This is a genomic window from Shimazuella sp. NTD248, assembly GCF_059510395.1.
In genome coordinates this window covers 1-21172 of the sequence record NZ_JCAJZT010000012.1, presented here as the reverse complement: position 1 = coordinate 21172, position 21172 = coordinate 1, and the positions used below count along the sequence as shown (strand labels likewise).

The following is a 21172-nucleotide window of genomic DNA, read 5'->3' as shown; positions in this document are numbered from 1 at the left end:
TTCAATTCTAAAATGTATTATGACAATCCATACACTACAAATCTAGGGGAGGAGGTTACCTAGTCGGCTTCTGCTTAAATTTACCTGTATCGGTTTAACATAGAAAAGTATATAAAAAATAAATAAATGAATTCTATAGAGCGTTATTTCGTATTTTCGACACAAAAAAAATAATATTCACTGGAATAAATAATTCATATGGTGTAATATTTTTATGGTAAAGATTTTATCAAGCTTAAATATTTGGAGGTGAATATATTGGTTGAAAATCATCGTTCATTTATTTTAGAAATGAATGAGGTTTTCATGCTATTCGGAAAGCAATTTAGTAAAATATCGCTTCAAACGGATCTTTCTCCGGGGAAATATTGGTTTCTGATGTATCTTTATCGCAAAGATAAAGCAACAGTCAATGATTTATCCTATGAAACCAGTACCACATCAGGAGCTACTTCACTTGCTGTCAAGAGTTTGGAGAAAAGCGGTCATGTAGAGCGAATACGTGATAAAGAGGATAGACGAGTAGTATGGGTTAGTTTGACAAAAAAGGGTAGAGAGACCGTTGAGCAAATAAGCCAAAAACGGGCTAAAATATGCCAACAGTTATTGGAAAATTTAACGGACACAGAAAAAGAGATTTTTTTGTTGATCATGAAAAAAATGTTAACTTCACAAATTACGCTACATGAAGGAGAAAAGAACAGATGAAAAATTCCATCATTGCAAGCGTGCTTGTTGCACTCATTGTAATAGCTGCGGGAGCAGGGATTTTATTTTATACCAATGAATCCATGAATTACATTTCTACAGAAGACGCGAAAGTTCAAGGAGATATTAGCACCGTTATTTCAACCGCAACGGGTACTGTTACACAATGGAATATCAAAGATAATCAAGATGTAAAAAAAGGCGATGTAATTGCAGTAATCCAATCAGCAGATCCAGCGGGAGCTAATGTGCAAATCGTAGCCCCAGCAGATGGCACCGTATTGCAAAGTAAAGGGGCTGTTGGGCAAGTAGTTTCAGCAGGTACGCCTTTAGCAATGACGGCACCACTCAATCAATTGTATATTACCGCAAATATTGAAGAGACAGACATACAAGATGTAAAAGTAGGTTCTGATGTAAAAGTGACAGTAGATGCTTTCCCTGGAACAGAGTATTCCGGAAAAGTGGAAGAAATTAGTGAAGCAACTTCTTCTACCTTCTCTATGCTTCCAAGTAGTAATTCTAGCGGAAACTACACAAAAGTAGTACAAAAGATACCTGTTAAGATTTCTTTGGACAGTGAAGATAAATTGGTTCCTGGATTAAATGCAACAGTAAAAATCAGCAAATAAGGCAGCAATAAAAGAAGGAAGGAGGAGGGGCGATGCCAGAAGGTCAGAGCAGGCGCTTAGTTCTCGCAGTATCTATTATCGCCGTATTTATGGCGATTCTGGATACAAGTATCGTTAATGTTGCAATACCTAAGATGATGGCTGTATTCAGTGTAGATACGAAAGAGATTCAATGGGTTATTACTGCCTATACACTCGTTGTGGGCACGATTATTCCCGTCACAGGATATGTAACAGAACGCTTTGGCTTTAAGAAAATTTTTATATTCTCCCTTACTGTATTTACACTTGGGTCTTTACTTTGTGGATTGGCATGGAGCAATGAGTCGATGATCATCTTCCGAATTATTCAGGCTTTAGGCGGAGGAGCTCTTATGCCAGTATCACAAGCGATGCTATTCCGTTTGTTCCCTCGAGAAAAAAGAGGGCAGGTAATGGGATTGTTTGGAATTTCCATCATGTTTGCACCAGCAATCGGTCCAACATTAAGTGGATATATCATTGAATACCTAGATTGGCGCTTGATCTTTTTTATCAATGTACCAATTGGGGTAGTAGCCATCTTGATTGCTATCATTAGTTTTAAAGAATTGGAACACCATACAGAGCAAAAGTTTGATGTGACTGGTTTTATCACTTCTACCATCGGTTTTTCCACTCTGTTGTATGGTATTGGTTTGGTTCCGGAAAAAGGTTGGTCCAATGATGAAGTGTTCTTCTTTGTTGGAATTGGAACAGTTTCCTTACTTATTTTTATCGTAATAGAATGGGTAAAGAAAGATCCGATGTTGAATTTAAAACTATTAAAAATTCCTGTGTTTACCATTTCGCAGATCATTACAAGTCTCACAAGTGTTATCTTGTTTGTACCTTTGTTTATAATTCCGATCTTTCTACAGAATATTGCTGGTTTAACAGCATTACAGACGGGACTTTTGCTTCTGCCTCAAGCATTAATTACAGGTTTGATGATGCCAGTTGCCGGTATGTTGTTTGATAAAATTGGAGCACGGTGGTTAGCGATAATCGGAATGGGAATTACTGCCTATTCCTTACATTTGACCACCCAATTGGATGCAAACACATCCTTTTCCACACTTACCGTTTGGCTGATTTTACGTGGTATTGGCATTTCATTAGTGATGATGCCTATTTCCACAGCAGGTATGAATGCAGTTCCTAATCACATGGTGGCTCAAGCTACTGCGCTCAGTAATGCAGTACGACAAATTGCCTCTTCATTTGGAATTGCATGGGCTACCTTGTTATTGTCCAATCAACAATTGATTCATGCAGCAACCTATACTGACCAATATAATATTTTTTCTGGGATTTCCCAAGGAATCGTAGGGCAGGTTCAAAATATATATATGGGCTTAGGACAGAGTGTCGCACAAGCAAAGGCATCTGCACTTGCATATATATCCGGTCAAATCCAGGTCCATTCTATGGTTCAAGCTATGGATGATGTGTTTTATGTTTCGATGTGGCTAGCTTTATTCGCCCTCGTCATCTCTATCTTTATCGGGAAAAAAGAGGAAGTAAAAAAAGAAGGAACAGTAACGAAATAAAAAAGTGGTGGGAATTTTCCCACCACTTTTTTTTCATGACTTTGTGTAGGTTGTTGAAAACGCAAAGGACGCTTTACCCACTCGCATCTGCGCTTTTGAGACGAATAATGCAGCAGGGTCTACTAGGATAGTGGAGCAGATCCGAAGTTTACATGAAACCTTTTACACCAAATAGTAACAGTATGATACTTACTCACATCCACATTTGCAGGAATATCATAGTTTTGATTCCCCATATTTCCCTTAATAGACCCTAGATCAACTGCTTTATCAATCATTACATCACTATCTTTCATTACATTACGATTTGGCACGAGTAGGACATGAACATCCGGTCCGTTAGAAGTACTAAAATTACTTAACCGTAGAACTTTTTTGCCATTTTCTAACTCGTAAATAGTTGCCATACCAGACGTATCATGAGCCCCGTTTTGAAACATACCTTTGGAAAGTGAATTTTCCATTTTCCTATTTGCCATGTCTTTCTCACTACTCATATTTTGCATCATTTCGTTTTTATTCATCATCTGTTGCTGTGGTGCTGGTTCATTTACCTTTTTATCTACTAATGCTGTTTCAGGTCTAAACACCGCCCATGCAATAACAAGTAAAACAACAACTCCAACACCAATAAATATAGATTTTTGTTTCATGATAGGTCCCTCCTTGTTTCTTGACCTTGCCATCGTACAAAGAAGCCCTATCAAAACGATAAAAAAATGATTACAAAACTATTTCATTTTCTTCCTCATTATTTAAGGGATGCAAAGGAAAGGTAAACCAAAATTCACTCCCAGTTTTTTGATCCAAACGATTCCGAACACCTATTGTCCCCTTATGCAATTCAATCAATGATTTAGCAATAGCCAAACCTAAACCAGCCCCTCCTGATTCTTTATTCCGAGAATGATCTACACGGAAAAAACGCTCAAAAATTCGCAGTTGATCTTTGGGATCAATTCCTTTTCCTTCGTCACGGAGTATTACCCTCAATTGATTTCCTTCATTCTTTGCGATCAGTTCAATCATTCCACATACAGGAGAATGACGGACGGCATTTTGTAAAAGATTGCTAACCACTCTCGCAATTTTTGTTGGCATTACCCATACAGGAGGTAAATCATCCGGTAATGTTATTTGTAAGTTTATCTTCTTATCTTTTAAATGAATCGAATGTGCTTCTAGAACTTCAAGCAAGATAGAATCAAAATGGGTTAGTTGAGGTTGATAACGAGTATGATTTGCTTCTAACTTAGATAATTCAAATAAGTCTTGAACTAAACTATTCAATTGGTTTATTTCGTGTAGACTCGTTTTAATGTATCTTTTTTGAGTCTCATTGTCTTCGATTACATCATCTTGTAATGCTTCTAACATAGATTGGATTGCCGTAATAGGGGTTCTTAAATCATGAGAGACATTAGCGATTAATTCTTTTCGAGCGAGTTCTCCATCTTCTAATTTTTTGAAATTGGCTGCCAGCTCAATCCCCATTTGATGTACAGCTACCCCTAATTCTTTGAATTCTTTCGGCCCATTAATGACAGACTGGTTCACTTGGAAATTCTTTTGTCCGATCTGTTTGGTTACTAACATGACATTCTGAATAGATTGGATAATTGGCAAAGTCATGAGCCAGTACACCAGCATGGATAAAATCGCTGCTCCGAGACAGATAATCGTTAAAATCTGAGTTTGTTGAAAGGTTAACAACATTTGATGATAACTGATTAACAAAGCAGCGACCAAAATAACATGACTAGATAAATTGATTAAAAGTAATTGATCACGTAACTTCATGAATCATCTCCTCCATTAGGGGCAAATCGATAACCAATTCCCCATACGGTTTGAATCCATTTCGATTTGATTTTTTTTCCTTCAAGTTTTTCTCTGAGACGACTTACGAGTACAGTGACAACATTGGCATCAGATTCATGATGATATCCCCAAATCAAATCCAATAATTGCATTCGAGAAAAAACTTGTTTGGGGTGTCGTGCCATTAAATGAAGGACTTCAAACTCTTTAACGGTCAATTCTACAGATTCTTCATTGGTATAAACACTTCTGGTAATAGGATTAATTTTTAAATCTCCAAATTCCAGTAAACCGTTTTCATTAGGACTTGTTACCGTATTTGTATTTCGCATACGTCGTAAAATGATTTGTACGCGCAAGACTAGTTCTCTGGGGGAAAATGGTTTGGTTATATAATCATCCGCTCCAAGGGTTAAACCTAAAATTCGATCTCGTTCTGCACCGAGTGCTGTTAACATAATAATCGGGATATCGGAATTTTGACGAATTTCTTCACATATTTTCCAACCGTCTTTTTGTGGTAGCATCAGATCAAGAATTACCAAATCGGGTTGATCTTCTTCAAATAAATGGTAGCCTTCGATTCCATTTTCAGCAGTTCGAACGATGTAACCATCTCGCTCTAAGTACCGCTTGCATACTTCTGAAATACTAGCTTCATCTTCTATCAGTAATATCTTTTCTTGCATTTAGAATAACCCCTTCACAAGTTTAAAAAATGTTATAAAAAAAGCGGCAAGATAAACTTCGCCACTTTTTATATTTTCTCATATGGAATACAAGTTGGTAATCCAGTATGAGGTTCTATGATGATATTTGCTTTTACTTGGAAGACATCTTTTAACATTTCGTGTGTAAGTACATCAGAAGGATTGCCTTCCGTATAAATTTTTCCTTTCTGTACTGCGACGATGTGGTCAGCATAGCGTGCTGCATGATTGAGATCATGTACTACCATGATGATCGTTCGTTTTTCTTCTCTATTTAATTGTTGAATTAAGGAGAGTACTTCTAATTGGTGAGCGATATCCAGATAAGTGGTTGGCTCATCTAGTAAGAGATAAGGTGTTTCTTGGGTGATAGCCATTGCGATCCAAGCGCGTTGTCTCTGGCCTCCAGATAATTGATGTATGGGTTTATCTTTAAAATCGATCAAATGTGTTTTGTGCAGTGTGTCTTCTATTATTTGTTGATCGTGTTTACTCAGATATCCAAATCCTTTACGGTGGGGAAATCTGCCAAATGAAACCAATTCTTTGACGGTGGTGCCCTCTGGAGCCTCTGGAAGCTGAGGAAGAATGGCTAATTGTTTGGCTATTTGTTTTGTAGGTTCTTTGTGAATTTGTTTTCCGTCTAAAAAAACTGCACCAGTAGTAGGTTCTAAAATACGAGCCAAAGTTTTCAATATGGTAGATTTGCCACATCCATTTGCCCCGATGATAGCAGTGATTTTTTCTATCGGAATGTGTAAATTTAATTGATCGACTACTAAATTGCTTTGGTATTGGACAGAGATGTTTTCGGTATAAAGCGGAATCGTGGTCGCCTCCCTACATGATGTTCCAATAAAAACCTATCAATAATGAGAATCATTGTCAATTATTTTATGGTTCCTTATGCTAAAATGAAAAAGAATCACTTACAAAGAAAGGCTTGGGAGTGTTTATGTTGAGCATTGACAATATACTAAACCGTGTACGAAATGGCGAACGACTCAGTCTAGAAGATGGAATTGCCTTATGGGAAAGTGATGAAGTAGAAAAAATAGGGGCAGCTGCAAATGAAGTAATGGAAAAGCTGCATCCTGAACCAATAACTACATTTGTAGTGGGTAGAAATATAAACTATACCAATGTGTGCGACACTTACTGTCGTTTTTGTGCTTTTTATCGTTCTCCGGACTCGGATGAGGGTTATGTGCTTCCAGATGAAACGATTTTACAAAAAATAAAAGAGACACAAGACGTCGGTGGGACAGAAATCTTAATGCAAGGTGGAACAAATCCAAATCTGCCTTTTTCTTACTATACGGATTTACTCAAGAAAATTAAGCAACACTTTCCTGATATCACCATGCACTCTTTCTCGCCTGCTGAGATCATGAAGATGCAAGAAGTATCTGGATTGCCATTGGAAGAAGTCATTCGAGAACTTCACGCCGCAGGATTGGATTCTTTGCCAGGTGGTGGAGCAGAAATATTAGATGACAGGACACGTCGCAAAATCAGCAGATTAAAAGGCTCGTGGCGCGATTGGATGGATGTGATGCAGACCGCTCATCGAGTGGGAATGAAGACTACCGCAACGATGGTAATTGGTTTTGGAGAAAGTATCGAAGAGCGTGTGCTTCACCTCTTGCGGATTCGAGAAGCACAAGATGAAACCAAAGGATTTCTTGCGTTTATCGTCTGGACATTCCAACCAGATAACACCAATATGAAGCGAGAAAAACTCTCTCCGAGAGAATACTTAAAAGCAGTCGCTATTGCGCGTCTGATGCTTGATAATGTACCTAATTTCCAATCTTCTTGGGTAACGATGGGTCCTGAGATCGGAAAGCTCTCTTTGCAGTATGGATGTAACGATTTTGGAAGTACGATGATGGAAGAAAATGTTGTGTCCGCTGCGGGTACTACCTATAAAGTAAATATAAACCTCTGTTTGCAACTGATTCGAGAAGCTGGAAAAATTCCAGCACAGCGCAATACACGCTACGAGACTTTGCATGTATTTGATGGCACAGAGCAAGTGGATAAAGATTTTGTTATGCAAAATTAAATCTATATCTTACCTCTTGGATAGCTACTCTCCAAGAGGTCTTTTTTAGTTTGAAATTACTATATATCGTCTTCGGAAAAGATAGAACAGGCGACGGCAGCCAGCCGTCGCCTCCCGAATGTATTTCACAGATGTGAATAGTATAAAGAAGAGGTGATGGGAAACCATCACCTCTATTTCTATTTTTCATGGCATTTACTTGGAGATGAGCACCAAGTTTACTTATGGAAAACTTGTAATCTCATTGATCAATTCTATGTTAAAATTCGTTCGCGAGATAACTTGTCACGAGCCAAATATATCTACCTTTTTCTAATTGATCTTCTTCTGACCAATCCCATTTTTAAAGCCGATAGTTTATTCATAATACTTGAGCTTTTATCTTTAAGAAAAGTGTACTATCATAAGAATAGTTCATAAATTATACATAAAAGGAATGGCATCATGCAGGGGAAAACACATCTTAGAGTTGGCTTAGCAACTGGAGTAGCAGTTGGATTTGTCACCAGTAATAACTTTTTGAATTTAACCTTAACCGTAGCAATCGCAACGATGGCATCGATGTTACCGGATATCGATGAAGATGGAAGCAAGATTAACAAATGGCTATTTTCTTCGCTTAATCGCAAATGGAGGTCATTAGCACTAGCGAGTGTGGGCGTATTGATCTGTCTATTTTGGTATTTTGCACACTTGCCTTTGTGGGTACTATTGTCTGGAATTTATTGCGCAGGGGTTGCGTATGTTCCGCATCGAAGCGTAACGCACTCTTTTGTTGGGATGGCATATGTCTTATGGGTTATTCATCTAGCATTGCCGGATTATCTGTACGCTGTAGCCGCTGGATACTTTTCGCATTTGCTCGCAGATGCATTTACAGTAGCAGGAGTGCCATTTTTATGGCCATATCCCAAAAAAATTGGCATGAAACAGATTGGATTAAAAGTACGTACTGGAAGGGAAACGGATAAAGTACTAGGCCGTGCCACTTTAGTTATTGCATGTGTTGGTTATGTTTATTTACTAGGTAAAATGTATCTGGTTGGTTGATTTGCATCTTAGTGCTTGTAGATAAAGAAGTATAATTTTATCTTTTCTGCAAAGCGAGACTAGGAGCATAGCGACGTAGTGAGACTTGTGCTCTAGTCTGAGGTACATAAGTGCAACTAAGCTCTGTCTGCGCCTTGAAAGGCTTGCCAACCGGCAAGTTTTCTTAACCGATGTATACCTGCTAAATGTTTCCCATATACTAAAGCAGGATACACCAGACAGAAAGGGGTGCGAAGATGGATTTTACCATCAGCATACCTCAAGCAAATGCTTATCAAACGACTGGTTTGTTTCATCATCTCATGCAGTTACCTCAAAGAATGGAAAAATTAGATGTGCTTTGTGAAATACAAGAAGTTAGTATTTCAGACCGTTATTTTTACACCATTCAATGTAAGTTAAAACGGAGATCACAAGAGAGAGAAATAAGACGGGCGATCAGTGAAGAAATAGCACGGTACATCTGTACATATTTTGAAGAAAATTTAATCGAAGATGCAATCCAAAAACATTATCCGCAATACTACGACCGAGAAATAGAGCAAATTAAAGTACATACCAATCGACTATTTCAAAAAAACACACATACTTATTTCCGGACTCCTTATAACAAACGCTCGGACCGTTTAGGGAAGCCGATTTTCCATTTTCTTCGCGAATCAAAATTGCTGGCTATCGATGGATATGTTCACTTTCGACTTGAGCACTATCGTAAAGCTTTAGCCAAGTGTGTCCATGACGCAGTAGACCAATTTTTATTGGATCAAGAATATCAAGATTTTATTTCCCTCTTGAAATATTTTGTCTCGGTTCAAGGTTCCAAGATCGATCTGGTGCATCTCATGCATCGGGGTGTGAAACAATTTGAGCTACTTGATGAGCAGGGCAAACCTTTGCAATTAAACGATGGTGGAACTTTGCAAGAGATTGTAGAACATTCTTTCTCACATGAGGATTTAATTGTCAGTACACTGCTCACAATTGCACCAGAAAAGATTATTTTGCATACCAAATTTCCTGAGGAAAACATTATTCATACCTTATCGCAAATTTTTGAGTCTCGAATAGTGAAATGTAATGGTTGTACTTCCTGTGGTACAGTGGAAACGCTTGACTTGTGATTAAAACATTCGGTATAATGCAAACAACTTTTTGATTTTGCGTTGATAAGGATATGCTTTTTGTCAATGGTGATAAGAGAGAGGGGCCGTCGGCTGAAAACCCCTTCACCCACTTGATAAAACAGTACCACCTTGGAGCTGGGATAGGGAAAATAGAGTATCTATCTCCGGTTACACACCGTTACATGTGTCTTATGAGGACTTATTTTTGGATAAGTTGAATTAGGGTGGAACCACGAGATCAAACGCTCGTCCCTTTTGGGATGCGGCGTTTTTTTATGTTGAAGAGGAGTGAAATGCAGATGTTGGTTAAATTGCCTGACGGATCAGAAAAAACGTATGAAGAAAAAGTTACGGTAAATGACGTTGCTGTTTCTATTAGTAAAGGTCTACAAAAAAAAGCGATCGCTGGTATGATCGATGGTCAAGTAGTAGATTTAAGCAGAGAAGTACCAGATGGAGCAGATGTGAAAATATTAACTTTGGACGATAAAGAAGGATTGGACGTATATCGTCATAGTACCGTTCATTTGATGGCACAAGCGTTAAGGCGTTTGTATCCAGATGTAAAATTGGGAATTGGACCAGTCATTGAAGATGGATTTTACTATGATATTGATCTGTCTCAGAATTTAACTCCTGAAGACTTACCCAAAATAGAAGCAGAAATGAAAAAGATTGTAAAAGAAAACTTTCCATTTGTGCGGAAAGTAGTATCAAGGGAAGAAGCAAATCGCAAGTATGAGGAGATTCATGATCATCTCAAGCTAGAGTTGATTCGCGATTTACCAGAAGATGCGGAGATTACCATCTATGAACAAGGGGAGTTTTTTGACCTCTGTCGTGGACCGCATGTTCCTTCTACAGGACGGCTGAAAGCATTTAAATTGCTCAGTATTGCGGGTGCTTACTGGAGAGGAAGCTCCGATAATCAAATGCTGCAACGAATTTATGGAACCGCATGGGAGAAACAATCCGAATTAGATGCCTATCTCGAACGTTTGGAAGATGCAAAACGACGGGATCACCGCAAATTAAATAGTCAACTTGGCATTTTTTCACTTGTTCCAGAAGTCGGCCAAGGCTTGCCGCTTTGGTTGCCAAATGGAGCGAAAATCCGCCGGGAGATCGAGCGGTATATCGTTGACTTAGAAGAAAGTCTTGGATATGACCATGTGTACACCCCTCATTTAGCGAATGTAGAACTATATAAAATTTCCGGGCACTGGGATCATTATCAAGAAGATATGTATCCAGCGATGAAAATTGATAACGAAGAATTGGTATTGCGTCCGATGAACTGTCCACACCATATGATGGTCTATAAAAGCGAAATGCGAAGCTATCGCAACCTGCCGCTTCGTGTCGCAGAACTGGGTACCATGCACCGCTATGAAATGTCAGGAGCTCTTTCAGGATTGCAACGTGTGCGCTCGATGACCTTAAATGATGCACATATTTTCTGCTTACCAGAACAGATCAAATCCGAGTTCAAACGAGTAGTGGAATTGATCCTTGAAGTATATCGTGTGTTTGGGATCAAAGACTACTTCTTCCGTCTGTCTTATCGTGATCCAAAAAATAAAGAAAAATATATCGATAACGATGAGATGTGGAATGTATCCCAATCGATGTTAAAAGAAACGATGGATGAAATGGGCTTGCCATATGTGGAGGCAGAGGGAGAAGCGGCATTTTATGGGCCAAAACTCGATGTCCAAGTCCAAACAGCATTAGGGAAAGATGAGACGCTATCTACTGTACAATTGGACTTCCACCTCCCAAATAAATTTGAATTGGAATACATCGGAAAAGACGGACAAGCACATCGCCCAGTTGTCATTCACCGTGGTGTAGTTGGTACAATGGAACGTTTTGTCGCATTTTTGACGGAGTATCACATGGGAGACTTCCCACTCTGGCTATCTCCTGTACAAGCGAAAGTACTTCCTGTATCTGCAAATTACATCGATTACGCAGAAGAAGTGACAAAACAGCTAAAAGATGCAGGTATTCGTGTGAATTTGGATGATCGAGATGAAAAACTCGGATACAAAATCCGCCAAGCGGAAATGGAGAAAGTTCCTTACATGTTTGTAGTAGGGGAGAAAGAACGAGAAGCAGGTTTGGTAAATGTGAGACGTCGTCACTCCAAAGAGCAAAGTGTAGAAGGATTAGAAGAATTGAAGAATCGGTTGAAACAAGAAATCAAGGAAAGAGTATAATGGGAAAGCAACAGGTGATATAAGCCTGTTGCTTTTTTTGTTGGAAGTAACGTATTTATGTAAATTTAACTTTTATACATTAATCAAATTCATAGGAATTATGTTAGTTCAATAGATATAGTATTTGAAGAAATAAGGGGTTATTTTTCAGCCAATTAATTGGCTGAAATGGATTTTTGGCTTTGCTTCCTACCGATTATGCTTTTTAGTTGGTGAAGCAAAGCCATATGGATAGAGGTCTAACTGACATTGTCACCGTGCCGGTTCATATTTACGATTCTGTTATGTACATAGTGTATATGGGTTCCAGACTGTAATATTTCCTCCACCGTTACATCTTCGTTTTTCAAATAAACAAACCATTCAGATTGAACATTTCCCATTTTTATATAAACACTAAATGTATAACTTCTACCAGTGGCGAGAGAAAATTGAAATTTGAAAAAACCTTCCTCTCGATTGTTTTCTCCTATCATGCGTTTTAAGTAATTCAGGGGGACTTGTGTCATACACACATCTCCATAGACTACTCTTTTTGGCGCTTCTGTCTCTATTATTTCGTAGGAATGTGGCTCAATTTCTGGTATTTGATTCACATTGATAAAGACAAAATCATCAATATACGCAGGAGTCGGTTTTATATTTACTAGGGTACAATGAACAATTTTTTTTCCATTATCATTCTCCTTAATAGAAATTCTAGGATATAAATCTACTTCTAATGCCTCTCTTTCTCTTCGTCTTATGTCTTTTTCTTGTTGTTTTGCTTCACGTACCAGCTTCAAAGCTATTCGAGCAGTCAAAAAGGTTGCGAGCGCACCAATCATTTGACCGACAGCCATCCACATGTTCCAGTCTGTCCAATCTCTTTTTGTTAACCAATTTAACATTGGATGTGCTTTATCTACAATTGGATATATCTTATCTAAAATTGTTTGTATCCAATTTAAAAATGTTTGTACCATAAAAACAACCCTCCTAATAAAAATTCCAACATTCATGATATCAAATATTATCTTTTCTTACTGATTAAAATAGTAATTATTTAATATTTGAGCAGATGTAGGAGGTTTGTTGTATTCAAAGATAGAACAGGCCGCGAAGACGGTCTGCTTTATATAAATTTAAATTATGGGTGTTATTCCTGATGGAGCATTCATCTCCTTTGTTACCCCAACTTTCGAGTAGTTTGCTCCATCACGCTTTGAACAAAAGACTTTAATTCCTCAATAAACAATTTTGCTGCTTGTCCCATAAACTTATCTTTCCGATAGATGATGCAGATATCTTGACTAGGTGTAGGATGGATCAACGTTATCGCTGAGATACTATCTCGGTCCAGATAATCAAGCAGCATCCGTGGAAGAATGGAGGCGCCTACCCCTTGTTCGATTAAGGTCAGAAGTGTTGATAACGTAGAGGTTACGATTGGGTTGTCTATCGTAATGCCTTTTTCTTGGCAGCAAGAATGAATGACTTTTGTAATCTGGTGTTCAGAACCAAACATCACCATCTTAAGTTGCTGTAATTGTTCGAAAGGGAGAGCCTTTGATTTCGCGATGGGGTGATCCGATTGAATGGCCAACGCAAACTCCTCATGGAACAAAGGGATGACAGCGATTCGGTCATCCGGGTTTATAGGTGCAGTAGTAACTCCAAGATCTCTTGTCCCGTCGACAACTTGTTCATAAACATCCATCGTTTCTGTAACACTTATGGAGAGCTTGGGATATGCATGGTGGAAGTCGACCAATAGTGCATCAAATAGTAAGTCTCCATCACCAGGAAGAATTCCAATGTCCAATTTGCCGCCTTCCATTTGTTTAAGATCTGTTACTGCCCTTTTCATATAGTCAACGCGTTCAAAGATGATTTGACACTGCTCTAACACAATCTTACCCGCATCTGTTAGCGCGATTCGCCTGCCAATACGATCAAATAGAGGAAGACCCAGTTCGTTCTCCAAAAACTTGATCTGTTGACTCAGATTCGATTGTGTCGTGCAGAGGTTCTCGGCTGCTCTTGAGAAATGCATCTCCTTACATACTGCAGCGAAATATTCTAGTTGTCTAAGTTCCATCCTTCAATGTCCCTTCTTATTAGCAATCATTCTTTTCATTATAACCTGAAATGAAACAATTTTTTTATCATTACTAAAACTGATCAATTGCATCGGAATCTCGTGATGGTTGCTTTGTGGCGAGCAATGTACACTTTAGATAGGTAAACGAAACACAAAAACAACTTATCAGGAGGCGTTTCATGATGGCACAATCAATCATAAATACAGGAAAAGTTTTGCGTCAGATTCTTATAGGACAACTACAGGGTATTTCAGAAACTCAGTTAGATATTCAACCAGAAGGTTTCAATAATACTATCCGCTGGAATGTAGGTCACATTATTTTTTGGATGGATAAATACTCCACTCTATCCTTCGGATCATCTTCTGTTATTCCAGATAAATATGAGACACTATTTAACTCTGGGACGAAGCCAGCAGATTGGGTGATAGATGCACCGTCGAAAGAAGAACTGACCCAGTTATTGGTGGATCAGCTTTCCCGTCTCTCAGAGCTGACACCCGAATTGCTAGATAAAAATCTGCAATCGCCGTTTGAAATGGGACCATTCCAATTTAATACCTCAGGTGAGCTGTTCAACTTCGCTCTGATGCACGAATCCATTCACCTTGGAACCATTTCAAGCCAGATGAAATTGATTTAATAATATGTCTGCTATCTCAAAAACGACAAGGGTATGGGTTCCTTGTCGCTTTTGTTATGGTTCAATGATCTATCTTGCTTTTTAATTCAACCACTTATAGAGAAGAAAATAATAAGATACAAGTGTTGGACAGTTTCTAATAAAGTATAACAGTCAAGCATGAGGTGAATGATGGGAATAGCCTAAGAGTATAAAAATTGTAGATTGGGAATGTTAAATTGCTCTAAAAAAGTGTCCTGAGGGAGAAAAATAATATATGTCGGAACTTAAATTCGTTTATGTGACTTATATTGCAACTACAGAAGAAAAACTGTGGGAATCATTGACAAGCAGTGATATTACTGAAAAATACTTTTTCGGCACGAAAGTTGAATCAAATTGGCAAGAAGGTTCTGTTATTCATTATTTGAGAAATGGACAAGTTACCGATCATGGCATAATACGAAAATATGAACCGCATCACATCCTGTCCTATACATGGATTAATACTAGTGACAAAACGAACCGTGAAAAGCCATCTCAAGTTACATTTAAATTGCAGCTAATGGATTCCATTGTAAAATTGACACTCAACCATGAGAATCTATTACCGACTGATTTCGTTGAGGAAGAAGATACTTTTGAGGGATTTAACAATGGATGGCCTGCTATTCTTAGCAATTTGAAAAGCCTGCTGGAAACAGGAAAAACATTGCCCCTGATTTCCACGTAGATTGTTGATAAGGGAACGCTTAAACCATCGAGTTTTATGTCTTTTTTCATTTGGGATTTTATTTTAAAATTTAACCAAAAAGTAACGCAGAAGACTAATTCTACGTCACTAGGTGTACTAGTTAAGATGGTTAACAAACTTACGGATCTTTGCAGCAGCATTTCTAATAATTGGTTTACCATGCCCCAGACAAAGTGTTTCTACATTCATATTATCTATTTTGCGAACGGATTGTTTAGCTGCTGCTACATCTGGAGTAGCTGCGATTAAGGGTAATGTTAGACGATTGGAGGGTAAGTTCATAAGAATATCTCCGCCGAACAATATTCGCTGCTCCTCTAACCAAAAACCGCATTGTCCTGGACTGTGCCCAGGTAAATCAATCACTTCTAAACCAGGAAGTACTTCATCTAAACGATCCCCTTCTGTAAGTTCAACATGTACGGGTACAGGATCGAAAAGCATAGGTTTAAGCCAATACTTATATACGAATCGATCAAATCCTCTCAGTTGAGAATAAGAGGGGTAGAGAGGCATTTTCTCTCCCCGAATCACCTCGCTCTCATAGCGATGATGAGCATACACTTTCGCATTTGTAATTGTTTGTAATTCTGCGAGACTGCCAATATGATCCCAATGAGCATGTGTAATAAGAATCCGTTTAATGTCACTTAATTGATAGCCGCTGCGTTGAAGACTCTTTTTGATTTGAGCTACCGAATTGGGTTTGCTTGTATCAACAAGCGTGAGACCATCAGAAGCCTCAATGACATAAACATTTCCCATAACTAATCCTGTGATGCGATAAATATGATTTTGAATTTTTTCCATGCAGAGCCCTCCAAATAGTTAACAAAAATTTTTAGTACTGAACAGTACTAGTCGAAGTCAAAAAAAAGATCATAACAATTAAGATGCAGTTGGCTGCAACATTTTCAATAATGTATCGCGCTCTTTTTGAAATGAATAGGTATTTCTTTTGATGCTGATAAGCATTAACATTCCTTCCAGCCATGAACTAAAGATGGAAGCGAGCATATTTGCTGGAAGGTCGCTGCGTATTTCTCCTTGTTCCACTCCTTGTTGAATGAGTTGAGAAAAATGATCAACTTGCTGTTCAAAAAACATCTCAAGTCGTACCTGAACTTGATTATTCGTTCTGCCAGCTTCCACCATGAGCGAAATGAGCGGACATCCTCCAATACAGCTCCGATCCGCTAGTTCTTCTATCAGCACATCTGTGTAATGCTTTATTTTTTCGATCAACGATCTGCTGCTTTCGACGAATTGTTTTTGGAAAGATGCTTCCAAGTTGGAGATGTATGCTTCTAAAACAGAAAGTGTCAGCTCATCTTTGCTCTTAAAATGATAATAAATATTGGATTTTGATACACCGCTTTGTTTGACCACGTCATCCATCGATGTAGATGAGAGACCATGGTTACGAAACAATTCAGCCGCCACTTGAATCACATGATCATGATTAGTTAGTTTATTCATGATTAGAACTATACAGTACTAAAAAATAATTGTCAATCTGCGACAAGGGGACGTTTCATTAACTTATAAGGAAATACAATCTTTTTTCTGTATAGAATGTACCTACTGCAAGTATTTTAGGAGAAAATATATCTACATTGCCTAGAACCGCAACCGAACGAAGAAGTGTATTTTGCTAGAGGGATAGATATAATCATGATAATAAGCAAATGATTTTATTTAAGAATAATAAGGAGATATTACCTTGTGCATATGGAGAAAAGCTAAAAAGGTAGAAATGAAAGAAATATTTCAAATGGGTTATGATGTGTGGGGAGATAACTTGTCTGAAGATCAGTATTTATATAACTGTTTCCACTCCAAAAAATATAAAAAAGGCATATGGTATGTACTTGAGAATAAAGAAAATAAGCTGATAAGTTCTTTAATTATATACAATGTGGTTGATAGAAATGTTTTTGGGATCGGATCAATAGCAACACCCATGAGTGATAGAAGAAAGGGGTATGCTTCGTTATTAGTTAAAAAAGCAGTGAATGAATTACAGAAACAGGAGAATAAGCCTATTATTCTTTACAGTGATATTGATACACTCTTTTACAAGAGATTAGGTTTTGTAGAGTTACCAGAGTCGAAACAAAGGTATAAAGATAGCGTGTGTATGGTTTATTTATCAGACAACTTAAATCTAGATATCATAAATCCTCCTTCTTATTTTTAATCAAACGTAAAACCAGTAACCATTGCTGATTCTCCCCTTGACTTTTCTTATTTACATCATAAAATGCGACAAGGGTATGGTTCTCTTGTTGCATAGCTGCTTGTACTTTTAGTCTTGCCCAGCTAAAATAATTTTTTCTGCTAGTTCTTTTGGTATGGTGAACATAGCTTCATGACTGCCGTCATATTGAATAAAACGATGAAGACCAAGTCTTCCAGCCATTTTTTCATATGCACGAAAATTAACTACGGTATCTATAGAACCATGTAAGTAAGTTTTGGGTATATCTAATGAATAAAATTTTGAAAGATCTAGTTCTTCGATGAAAAGAGTGGTCGGGTTGGATGTTAATGTTTCATATGCTTTTTTTGCAGTGTCTAAATCTCCATCATTGATAAAAACATCTCGCCAAATTGGAAATTGTATTTCAACCGGTTCTCCAAGCACGGCATCAGGGAGTAATGCTCCAAGATCGACTACACCATCAAGACTTTCCGCAACAGATTTTTCATGAAGGGATACTACTCCCCCTAAAAAGATCAGACGTTTTATTCGATCAGGAATTTTTTGTGCTATTTGTTGAATATGTGTTCCGCCCAAACTGTGTCCCAATAAAATGATATTATGTAAATTTCGTTTTTTAATATAAGAAACAACATACTCTATTGCTTCATCATACGTAATATACTTATTTCCATGAGGTTCATTGCCTCCAACCGTTGGTGCGTAAGCATCATGTCCCTGCTGTTCAAGATGATGAATGACTTGATTCCAACATTCTCCTGTGTGACTAGTGCCATGAACCAATACATAGGTACTCATAGGTGACAGCATCTCCTTATATTAAAAAAATAATATCTAGTATTATCTTAATATTAACATAATAAAAATGCCGACATATAGTTCTTATCGAATATATTTTATAATAATGTAGATGAGTTATGTATTTATTTTCCGAGTTCAATTTATGTAATAAAAGAGTAGTAGAAAATGAGTATATAGAGGTTGTTGCATAAATAAAATTGAACGCTGGATAAAGTAGCTTGATGTGTGTGTTTTCCGCGTCTGTTGTTGTTGAAAAACACAAAGGACGCTCCACTCACCCACATCTGCGATTTTACGTTGATAATGCAACAGGCTCTATATAAACAATCATAGATAATAAAGAGGATAACAACAAAATCTACTTTATTATTTCATGAAATCCAAACCTTTGATTAACCGTTAACATTGGATAATTTTCCTCATGAACACAAGTAATCATTTTTTGGATTCCCTGTTTTTTTGCATAGTCTATTGTTTTTTTCTTTAACATAGAAGCAATTCCGTTTCCTCTGAATGCTTCCTTTACAACAGTGAGCCCGCAGTCTGCGAGTTTTTTATCTCTGTCTAAAGTAATACTGCTAAGACGGATCCAATTATTGTCTATTGCTGCGATGAATTGACTTTCTCTTTGATCCCAGTAACAACGGTAATAGATTTTGTTTATGAATTGATCAAATGACTCAAATTCCTCATTTTGCCCTGGGTCTCCTACAACGCCTTCCTTAACTAATTCGTAGAGCTTAAATTGGTTTTCTGGGGTGTTAGGTACATCCGATAATAGAAAAAAAGCAACAGCTTTGCAATTAGATTTGTAGTTGATTGAACTACTATAATTGTCTAGGTCTAGGGTTAGTTTTTTCATTGCTACTCTCCAATCTTTTAAAAGAGAGATTAAGATTCCAAGTACAAACTGTACAATTAGTTAGGTCATGTGGTGAAAAAAATAAATATTAAGGTCAGAGAGTATTCGTTTGATCCCCGTAATCAAATTACTAATATCTTTTTATATGATTCAATTTCATTTGATTCTTTAACAGGTGTTCCATTCACTTCTACCCATGCATGAGAACGAAACGGTGACAGTTTAACGCCTATACACCAACCTACTCTTTTCTTTTGACTTGAAGCAAGAAGGACAAAAGCTAATGACTCTTCTAAACAAGCGATTCGAATTAAGAAAAATCGTTTTGTTCTTTGGAATAAGTTGCCAAATTTGCTCAGCTTCATCCTTTGTCATTTCAGGATATCCTTTTTCTTTAATTTGGGAGATTTTTTCTTGAATAAATTCTAAATTCCTTAAGCGAGTCAATATCCAAGCAATAAGAATATACATCCATGCCTTTATTTTATCCATCCCATTTCCCTCATTTCTTGCAACCAAATGGACGTATCTTGTATTAATTGATCTTGATCTATTTCATATTTCTCTGCTAAGAGGTTACACGTTTCATCCCATGTTTTCTTATTTTCAAGTAAATCTACTATTTCTTTTGCAGTCTCATTTAGTGCAAAGAACTGATTTTCCTTTGTGTCTAGTAAAATGGTTGTACCCTCAACTTCGTTCACTTTAATGTGTGAGTGAAACATCATCTTCCTCCTCTAATCGTTGTAACCACATTTCCACGGCAATAGTGAAATCAAATTCCCAAAGTGGAACATAAAGACCCATTTTCATTTTTTCCATTGCTATGTGAAATCGTTCCAAATGAATAATTCCAAGATCAGCGAGGTTCATCCGATGAAATCGTTCTCTTAATTGGATATAGTTTTTCTTGAACCCTTGGTATACATCAGTCGTGTAGTCTCCTTTTGTATTTCTATTAATAAGGATAGTAGGTAGATTAGGAAAAGCTTGTTTTATTAGAGGTTTTAAACAATTAGGATTCATACGCTCATATTCAAAAATGGAAAAACATGACTGAATTACTGGATCATGAAGAAAAGGAAAATGTATTGTTTTTCCTAGGGATTTTCCTATTTGATAGGTAATTCGGCAAGTTTTAGCTGTATCCCATAGGTCAAACCAACTTCCTAGATTGGTTAGTTCCGATTCAATATCAAGTGATACAACGGAACCATTTGATCCTACCAAATACAAGAGAAGTGCTGTACTAAATCCTGAACCTGTTCCGACTTCTAGTACAAGGTGTCCTTCTTGAATATCTAGCAATTCTAAACCTCTTTTAATGGCTATATTTGCTGTACTTTGAATAACGATACTCCCATCTGCTCTTCGTACAAATGAGTCACGATCTACCATTTGAAAAGCTTCGTCTACACTTCTCATTTCATTCTCCTATCGAAAAATGGATTTCCAGAAACTTCATTTCTTTCAAGTATTTTAGCTTATTTATAAGATGGAAACAATAAATATTCAGTAAGTTATAAAAATTATATTTATTTATTTTATTTTCATAAAATATAGTGATTTTGATGAGGAGAATCCAATTTTGTGGTAAATTATGAAAATGATATTTTATTATTTTCATAAGAGATATTTTCAGGTATAAGTAACTCCTAAATTAAAAAATAAACGCTTCCTACGATTTAATTAAGGTAGAAAGCGATTTTGTGTTGAAGGGCTTGGGAGTACGAGATATAATCATTACCTTTTCAATCTGCTGGATCACCAGACAACATCTTTATCCCCCCTTTGTATAAATAATTGATGTAGTTTTTTTGTATATTGGTGATATATCTCATGACTTCCCGTTTTAGAAAAACAAGTGCTTAAATCTGCGATTATTGCTAATAATTCATCTCTAAATTCGTAATGAGTAG

24 protein-coding genes and 1 other annotated feature are annotated in these 21172 nt (G+C 37.2%); of the genes, 10 read left to right on the top strand and 14 right to left on the bottom strand.

The window, feature by feature from the left end:
• Positions 1-258 precede the first annotated feature (258 nt).
• The 3 genes from AC5WOE_RS18820 to AC5WOE_RS18810 are packed head-to-tail and all read left to right on the top strand — an operon-like array spanning position 259 to position 2911.
• Positions 259-708, top strand: a complete 450-nt coding sequence (locus tag AC5WOE_RS18820; RefSeq protein ID WP_496053230.1) for a MarR family winged helix-turn-helix transcriptional regulator — start codon at positions 259-261, stop codon at positions 706-708.
• On the top strand, positions 705-1340 hold the full coding sequence (locus AC5WOE_RS18815; RefSeq protein WP_496051389.1) for an HlyD family secretion protein: 636 nt from the start codon (positions 705-707) through the stop codon (positions 1338-1340). The genes AC5WOE_RS18820 and AC5WOE_RS18815 overlap by 4 nt, the downstream gene beginning before the upstream one ends.
• Before the next feature lie 32 nt (positions 1341-1372).
• A complete protein-coding gene (locus tag AC5WOE_RS18810) occupies positions 1373-2911 on the top strand; it encodes a DHA2 family efflux MFS transporter permease subunit (protein WP_496053229.1) in 1539 nt (512 codons plus the stop codon).
• 122 nt (positions 2912-3033) lie between these two features.
• On the opposite strand, the gene AC5WOE_RS18805 is transcribed toward AC5WOE_RS18810, so the two are convergent.
• The 4 genes from AC5WOE_RS18805 to AC5WOE_RS18790 form a co-directional block, all read right to left on the bottom strand.
• The gene (locus tag AC5WOE_RS18805; RefSeq protein ID WP_496053228.1) at positions 3034-3564 is read right to left on the bottom strand and encodes a DM13 domain-containing protein; all 531 of its coding nucleotides are present in this window, start codon (positions 3562-3564) and stop codon (positions 3034-3036) included.
• A gap of 70 nt (positions 3565-3634) precedes the next feature.
• Entirely contained in the window at positions 3635-4711 is a 1077-nt protein-coding gene (locus tag AC5WOE_RS18800) for a sensor histidine kinase (protein ID WP_496053227.1), read from the bottom strand.
• Entirely contained in the window at positions 4708-5421 is a 714-nt protein-coding gene (locus tag AC5WOE_RS18795) for a response regulator transcription factor (RefSeq protein WP_496051393.1), read from the bottom strand. Before AC5WOE_RS18795 ends, AC5WOE_RS18800 begins: the two co-directional genes overlap by 4 nt.
• 68 nt (positions 5422-5489) lie before the next feature.
• Positions 5490-6269 (bottom strand): ABC transporter ATP-binding protein, encoded by a 780-nt coding sequence (locus tag AC5WOE_RS18790; RefSeq protein WP_496053254.1) that lies wholly within the window; start codon positions 6267-6269, stop codon positions 5490-5492.
• A 128-nt stretch (positions 6270-6397) separates the two neighbouring features.
• Between AC5WOE_RS18790 and mqnC the strand changes: the two genes are divergently transcribed.
• From mqnC to thrS, 4 genes are all read left to right on the top strand, one after another.
• On the top strand, positions 6398-7510 hold the full coding sequence (mqnC, locus tag AC5WOE_RS18785; protein WP_496051394.1) for a cyclic dehypoxanthinyl futalosine synthase: 1113 nt from the start codon (positions 6398-6400) through the stop codon (positions 7508-7510).
• A 444-nt stretch (positions 7511-7954) separates the two neighbouring features.
• On the top strand, positions 7955-8560 hold the full coding sequence (locus AC5WOE_RS18780; protein WP_496051395.1) for a metal-dependent hydrolase: 606 nt from the start codon (positions 7955-7957) through the stop codon (positions 8558-8560).
• Between the two features lie 236 nt (positions 8561-8796).
• Positions 8797-9681, top strand: a complete 885-nt coding sequence (gene ytxC, locus AC5WOE_RS18775) for a sporulation protein YtxC (protein ID WP_496051396.1) — start codon at positions 8797-8799, stop codon at positions 9679-9681.
• A gap of 33 nt (positions 9682-9714) precedes the next feature.
• Positions 9715-9941: a binding site (T-box leader), on the top strand.
• Positions 9942-9977: 36 nt separating this feature from the next.
• The gene (gene thrS / locus AC5WOE_RS18770) at positions 9978-11906 is read left to right on the top strand and encodes a threonine--tRNA ligase (RefSeq protein WP_496053226.1); all 1929 of its coding nucleotides are present in this window, start codon (positions 9978-9980) and stop codon (positions 11904-11906) included.
• A 239-nt stretch (positions 11907-12145) separates the two neighbouring features.
• Here the strand turns inward: thrS and AC5WOE_RS18765 are convergent, their stop codons facing one another.
• Positions 12146-12871, bottom strand: a complete 726-nt coding sequence (locus tag AC5WOE_RS18765) for a hypothetical protein (protein ID WP_496051398.1) — start codon at positions 12869-12871, stop codon at positions 12146-12148.
• Positions 12872-13074: 203 nt separating this feature from the next.
• Positions 13075-13986, bottom strand: coding sequence for a LysR family transcriptional regulator (locus AC5WOE_RS18760; RefSeq protein ID WP_496051399.1), 912 nt, complete (start codon positions 13984-13986; stop codon positions 13075-13077).
• Between the two features lie 185 nt (positions 13987-14171).
• Here AC5WOE_RS18760 and AC5WOE_RS18755 point away from each other — a divergent pair, with 185 nt between their 5' ends.
• Both AC5WOE_RS18755 and AC5WOE_RS18750 read left to right on the top strand, forming a co-directional pair.
• Positions 14172-14633, top strand: a complete 462-nt coding sequence (locus tag AC5WOE_RS18755) for a DinB family protein (RefSeq protein ID WP_496051411.1) — start codon at positions 14172-14174, stop codon at positions 14631-14633.
• Between the two features lie 256 nt (positions 14634-14889).
• Entirely contained in the window at positions 14890-15345 is a 456-nt protein-coding gene (locus tag AC5WOE_RS18750; protein ID WP_496051400.1) for an SRPBCC family protein, read from the top strand.
• Between the two features lie 117 nt (positions 15346-15462).
• Here AC5WOE_RS18750 and AC5WOE_RS18745 read toward each other — a convergent pair whose 3' ends face one another.
• Positions 15463-16176 (bottom strand): MBL fold metallo-hydrolase, encoded by a 714-nt coding sequence (locus AC5WOE_RS18745; protein WP_496051401.1) that lies wholly within the window; start codon positions 16174-16176, stop codon positions 15463-15465.
• Between the two features lie 78 nt (positions 16177-16254).
• Positions 16255-16845, bottom strand: a complete 591-nt coding sequence (locus tag AC5WOE_RS18740) for a TetR/AcrR family transcriptional regulator (protein WP_496051402.1) — start codon at positions 16843-16845, stop codon at positions 16255-16257.
• Between the two features lie 244 nt (positions 16846-17089).
• On the opposite strand from AC5WOE_RS18740, the gene AC5WOE_RS18735 reads away from it, so the two are divergent.
• Positions 17090-17566 (top strand): GNAT family N-acetyltransferase, encoded by a 477-nt coding sequence (locus AC5WOE_RS18735; RefSeq protein WP_496051403.1) that lies wholly within the window; start codon positions 17090-17092, stop codon positions 17564-17566.
• A gap of 108 nt (positions 17567-17674) precedes the next feature.
• On the opposite strand, the gene AC5WOE_RS18730 is transcribed toward AC5WOE_RS18735, so the two are convergent.
• From AC5WOE_RS18730 to AC5WOE_RS18705, 6 genes are all read right to left on the bottom strand, one after another.
• Positions 17675-18388, bottom strand: a complete 714-nt coding sequence (locus tag AC5WOE_RS18730) for an alpha/beta fold hydrolase (protein ID WP_496051404.1) — start codon at positions 18386-18388, stop codon at positions 17675-17677.
• 361 nt (positions 18389-18749) lie between these two features.
• Positions 18750-19253: a GNAT family N-acetyltransferase gene (locus tag AC5WOE_RS18725; RefSeq protein ID WP_496051405.1), complete on the bottom strand. Its 504-nt coding sequence runs from the start codon at positions 19251-19253 to the stop codon at positions 18750-18752.
• Between the two features lie 122 nt (positions 19254-19375).
• A complete protein-coding gene (locus AC5WOE_RS18720; RefSeq protein WP_496053253.1) occupies positions 19376-19558 on the bottom strand; it encodes a lasso peptide biosynthesis B2 protein in 183 nt (60 codons plus the stop codon).
• A complete protein-coding gene (locus AC5WOE_RS18715) occupies positions 19476-19745 on the bottom strand; it encodes a hypothetical protein (protein ID WP_496051413.1) in 270 nt (89 codons plus the stop codon). Before AC5WOE_RS18715 ends, AC5WOE_RS18720 begins: the two co-directional genes overlap by 83 nt.
• Positions 19733-19978: a PqqD family protein gene (locus AC5WOE_RS18710; protein WP_496051406.1), complete on the bottom strand. Its 246-nt coding sequence runs from the start codon at positions 19976-19978 to the stop codon at positions 19733-19735. Before AC5WOE_RS18710 ends, AC5WOE_RS18715 begins: the two co-directional genes overlap by 13 nt.
• Positions 19959-20678, bottom strand: a complete 720-nt coding sequence (locus AC5WOE_RS18705; RefSeq protein ID WP_496051407.1) for an asparagine synthase-related protein — start codon at positions 20676-20678, stop codon at positions 19959-19961. The genes AC5WOE_RS18710 and AC5WOE_RS18705 overlap by 20 nt, the downstream gene beginning before the upstream one ends.
• Positions 20679-21172: the final 494 nt, after the last annotated feature.

Excerpts from the sequence above, each read along its gene's own strand:
- AC5WOE_RS18815 (WP_496051389.1), top strand. The coding sequence starts at position 705 with ATGAAAAATTCCATCATTGCAAGCGTGCTTGTTGCACTCATTGTAATA.
- AC5WOE_RS18810 (WP_496053229.1), top strand. The coding sequence starts at position 1,373 with ATGCCAGAAGGTCAGAGCAGGCGCTTAGTTCTCGCAGTATCTATTATC.
- AC5WOE_RS18805 (WP_496053228.1), bottom strand. The coding sequence starts at position 3,564 with ATGAAACAAAAATCTATATTTATTGGTGTTGGAGTTGTTGTTTTACTT.
- AC5WOE_RS18800 (WP_496053227.1), bottom strand. The coding sequence starts at position 4,711 with ATGAAGTTACGTGATCAATTACTTTTAATCAATTTATCTAGTCATGTT.
- AC5WOE_RS18795 (WP_496051393.1), bottom strand. The coding sequence starts at position 5,421 with ATGCAAGAAAAGATATTACTGATAGAAGATGAAGCTAGTATTTCAGAA.
- mqnC (WP_496051394.1), top strand. The coding sequence starts at position 6,398 with ATGTTGAGCATTGACAATATACTAAACCGTGTACGAAATGGCGAACGA.
- AC5WOE_RS18780 (WP_496051395.1), top strand. The coding sequence starts at position 7,955 with ATGCAGGGGAAAACACATCTTAGAGTTGGCTTAGCAACTGGAGTAGCA.
- ytxC (WP_496051396.1), top strand. The coding sequence starts at position 8,797 with ATGGATTTTACCATCAGCATACCTCAAGCAAATGCTTATCAAACGACT.
- thrS (WP_496053226.1), top strand. The coding sequence starts at position 9,978 with ATGCAGATGTTGGTTAAATTGCCTGACGGATCAGAAAAAACGTATGAA.
- AC5WOE_RS18765 (WP_496051398.1), bottom strand. The coding sequence starts at position 12,871 with ATGGTACAAACATTTTTAAATTGGATACAAACAATTTTAGATAAGATA.
- AC5WOE_RS18760 (WP_496051399.1), bottom strand. The coding sequence starts at position 13,986 with ATGGAACTTAGACAACTAGAATATTTCGCTGCAGTATGTAAGGAGATG.
- AC5WOE_RS18755 (WP_496051411.1), top strand. The coding sequence starts at position 14,172 with ATGGCACAATCAATCATAAATACAGGAAAAGTTTTGCGTCAGATTCTT.
- AC5WOE_RS18750 (WP_496051400.1), top strand. The coding sequence starts at position 14,890 with ATGTCGGAACTTAAATTCGTTTATGTGACTTATATTGCAACTACAGAA.
- AC5WOE_RS18745 (WP_496051401.1), bottom strand. The coding sequence starts at position 16,176 with ATGGAAAAAATTCAAAATCATATTTATCGCATCACAGGATTAGTTATG.
- AC5WOE_RS18740 (WP_496051402.1), bottom strand. The coding sequence starts at position 16,845 with ATGAATAAACTAACTAATCATGATCATGTGATTCAAGTGGCGGCTGAA.
- AC5WOE_RS18730 (WP_496051404.1), bottom strand. The coding sequence starts at position 18,388 with ATGAGTACCTATGTATTGGTTCATGGCACTAGTCACACAGGAGAATGT.
- AC5WOE_RS18725 (WP_496051405.1), bottom strand. The coding sequence starts at position 19,253 with ATGAAAAAACTAACCCTAGACCTAGACAATTATAGTAGTTCAATCAAC.
- AC5WOE_RS18715 (WP_496051413.1), bottom strand. The coding sequence starts at position 19,745 with ATGGATAAAATAAAGGCATGGATGTATATTCTTATTGCTTGGATATTG.
- AC5WOE_RS18710 (WP_496051406.1), bottom strand. The coding sequence starts at position 19,978 with ATGTTTCACTCACACATTAAAGTGAACGAAGTTGAGGGTACAACCATT.
- AC5WOE_RS18705 (WP_496051407.1), bottom strand. The coding sequence starts at position 20,678 with ATGAGAAGTGTAGACGAAGCTTTTCAAATGGTAGATCGTGACTCATTT.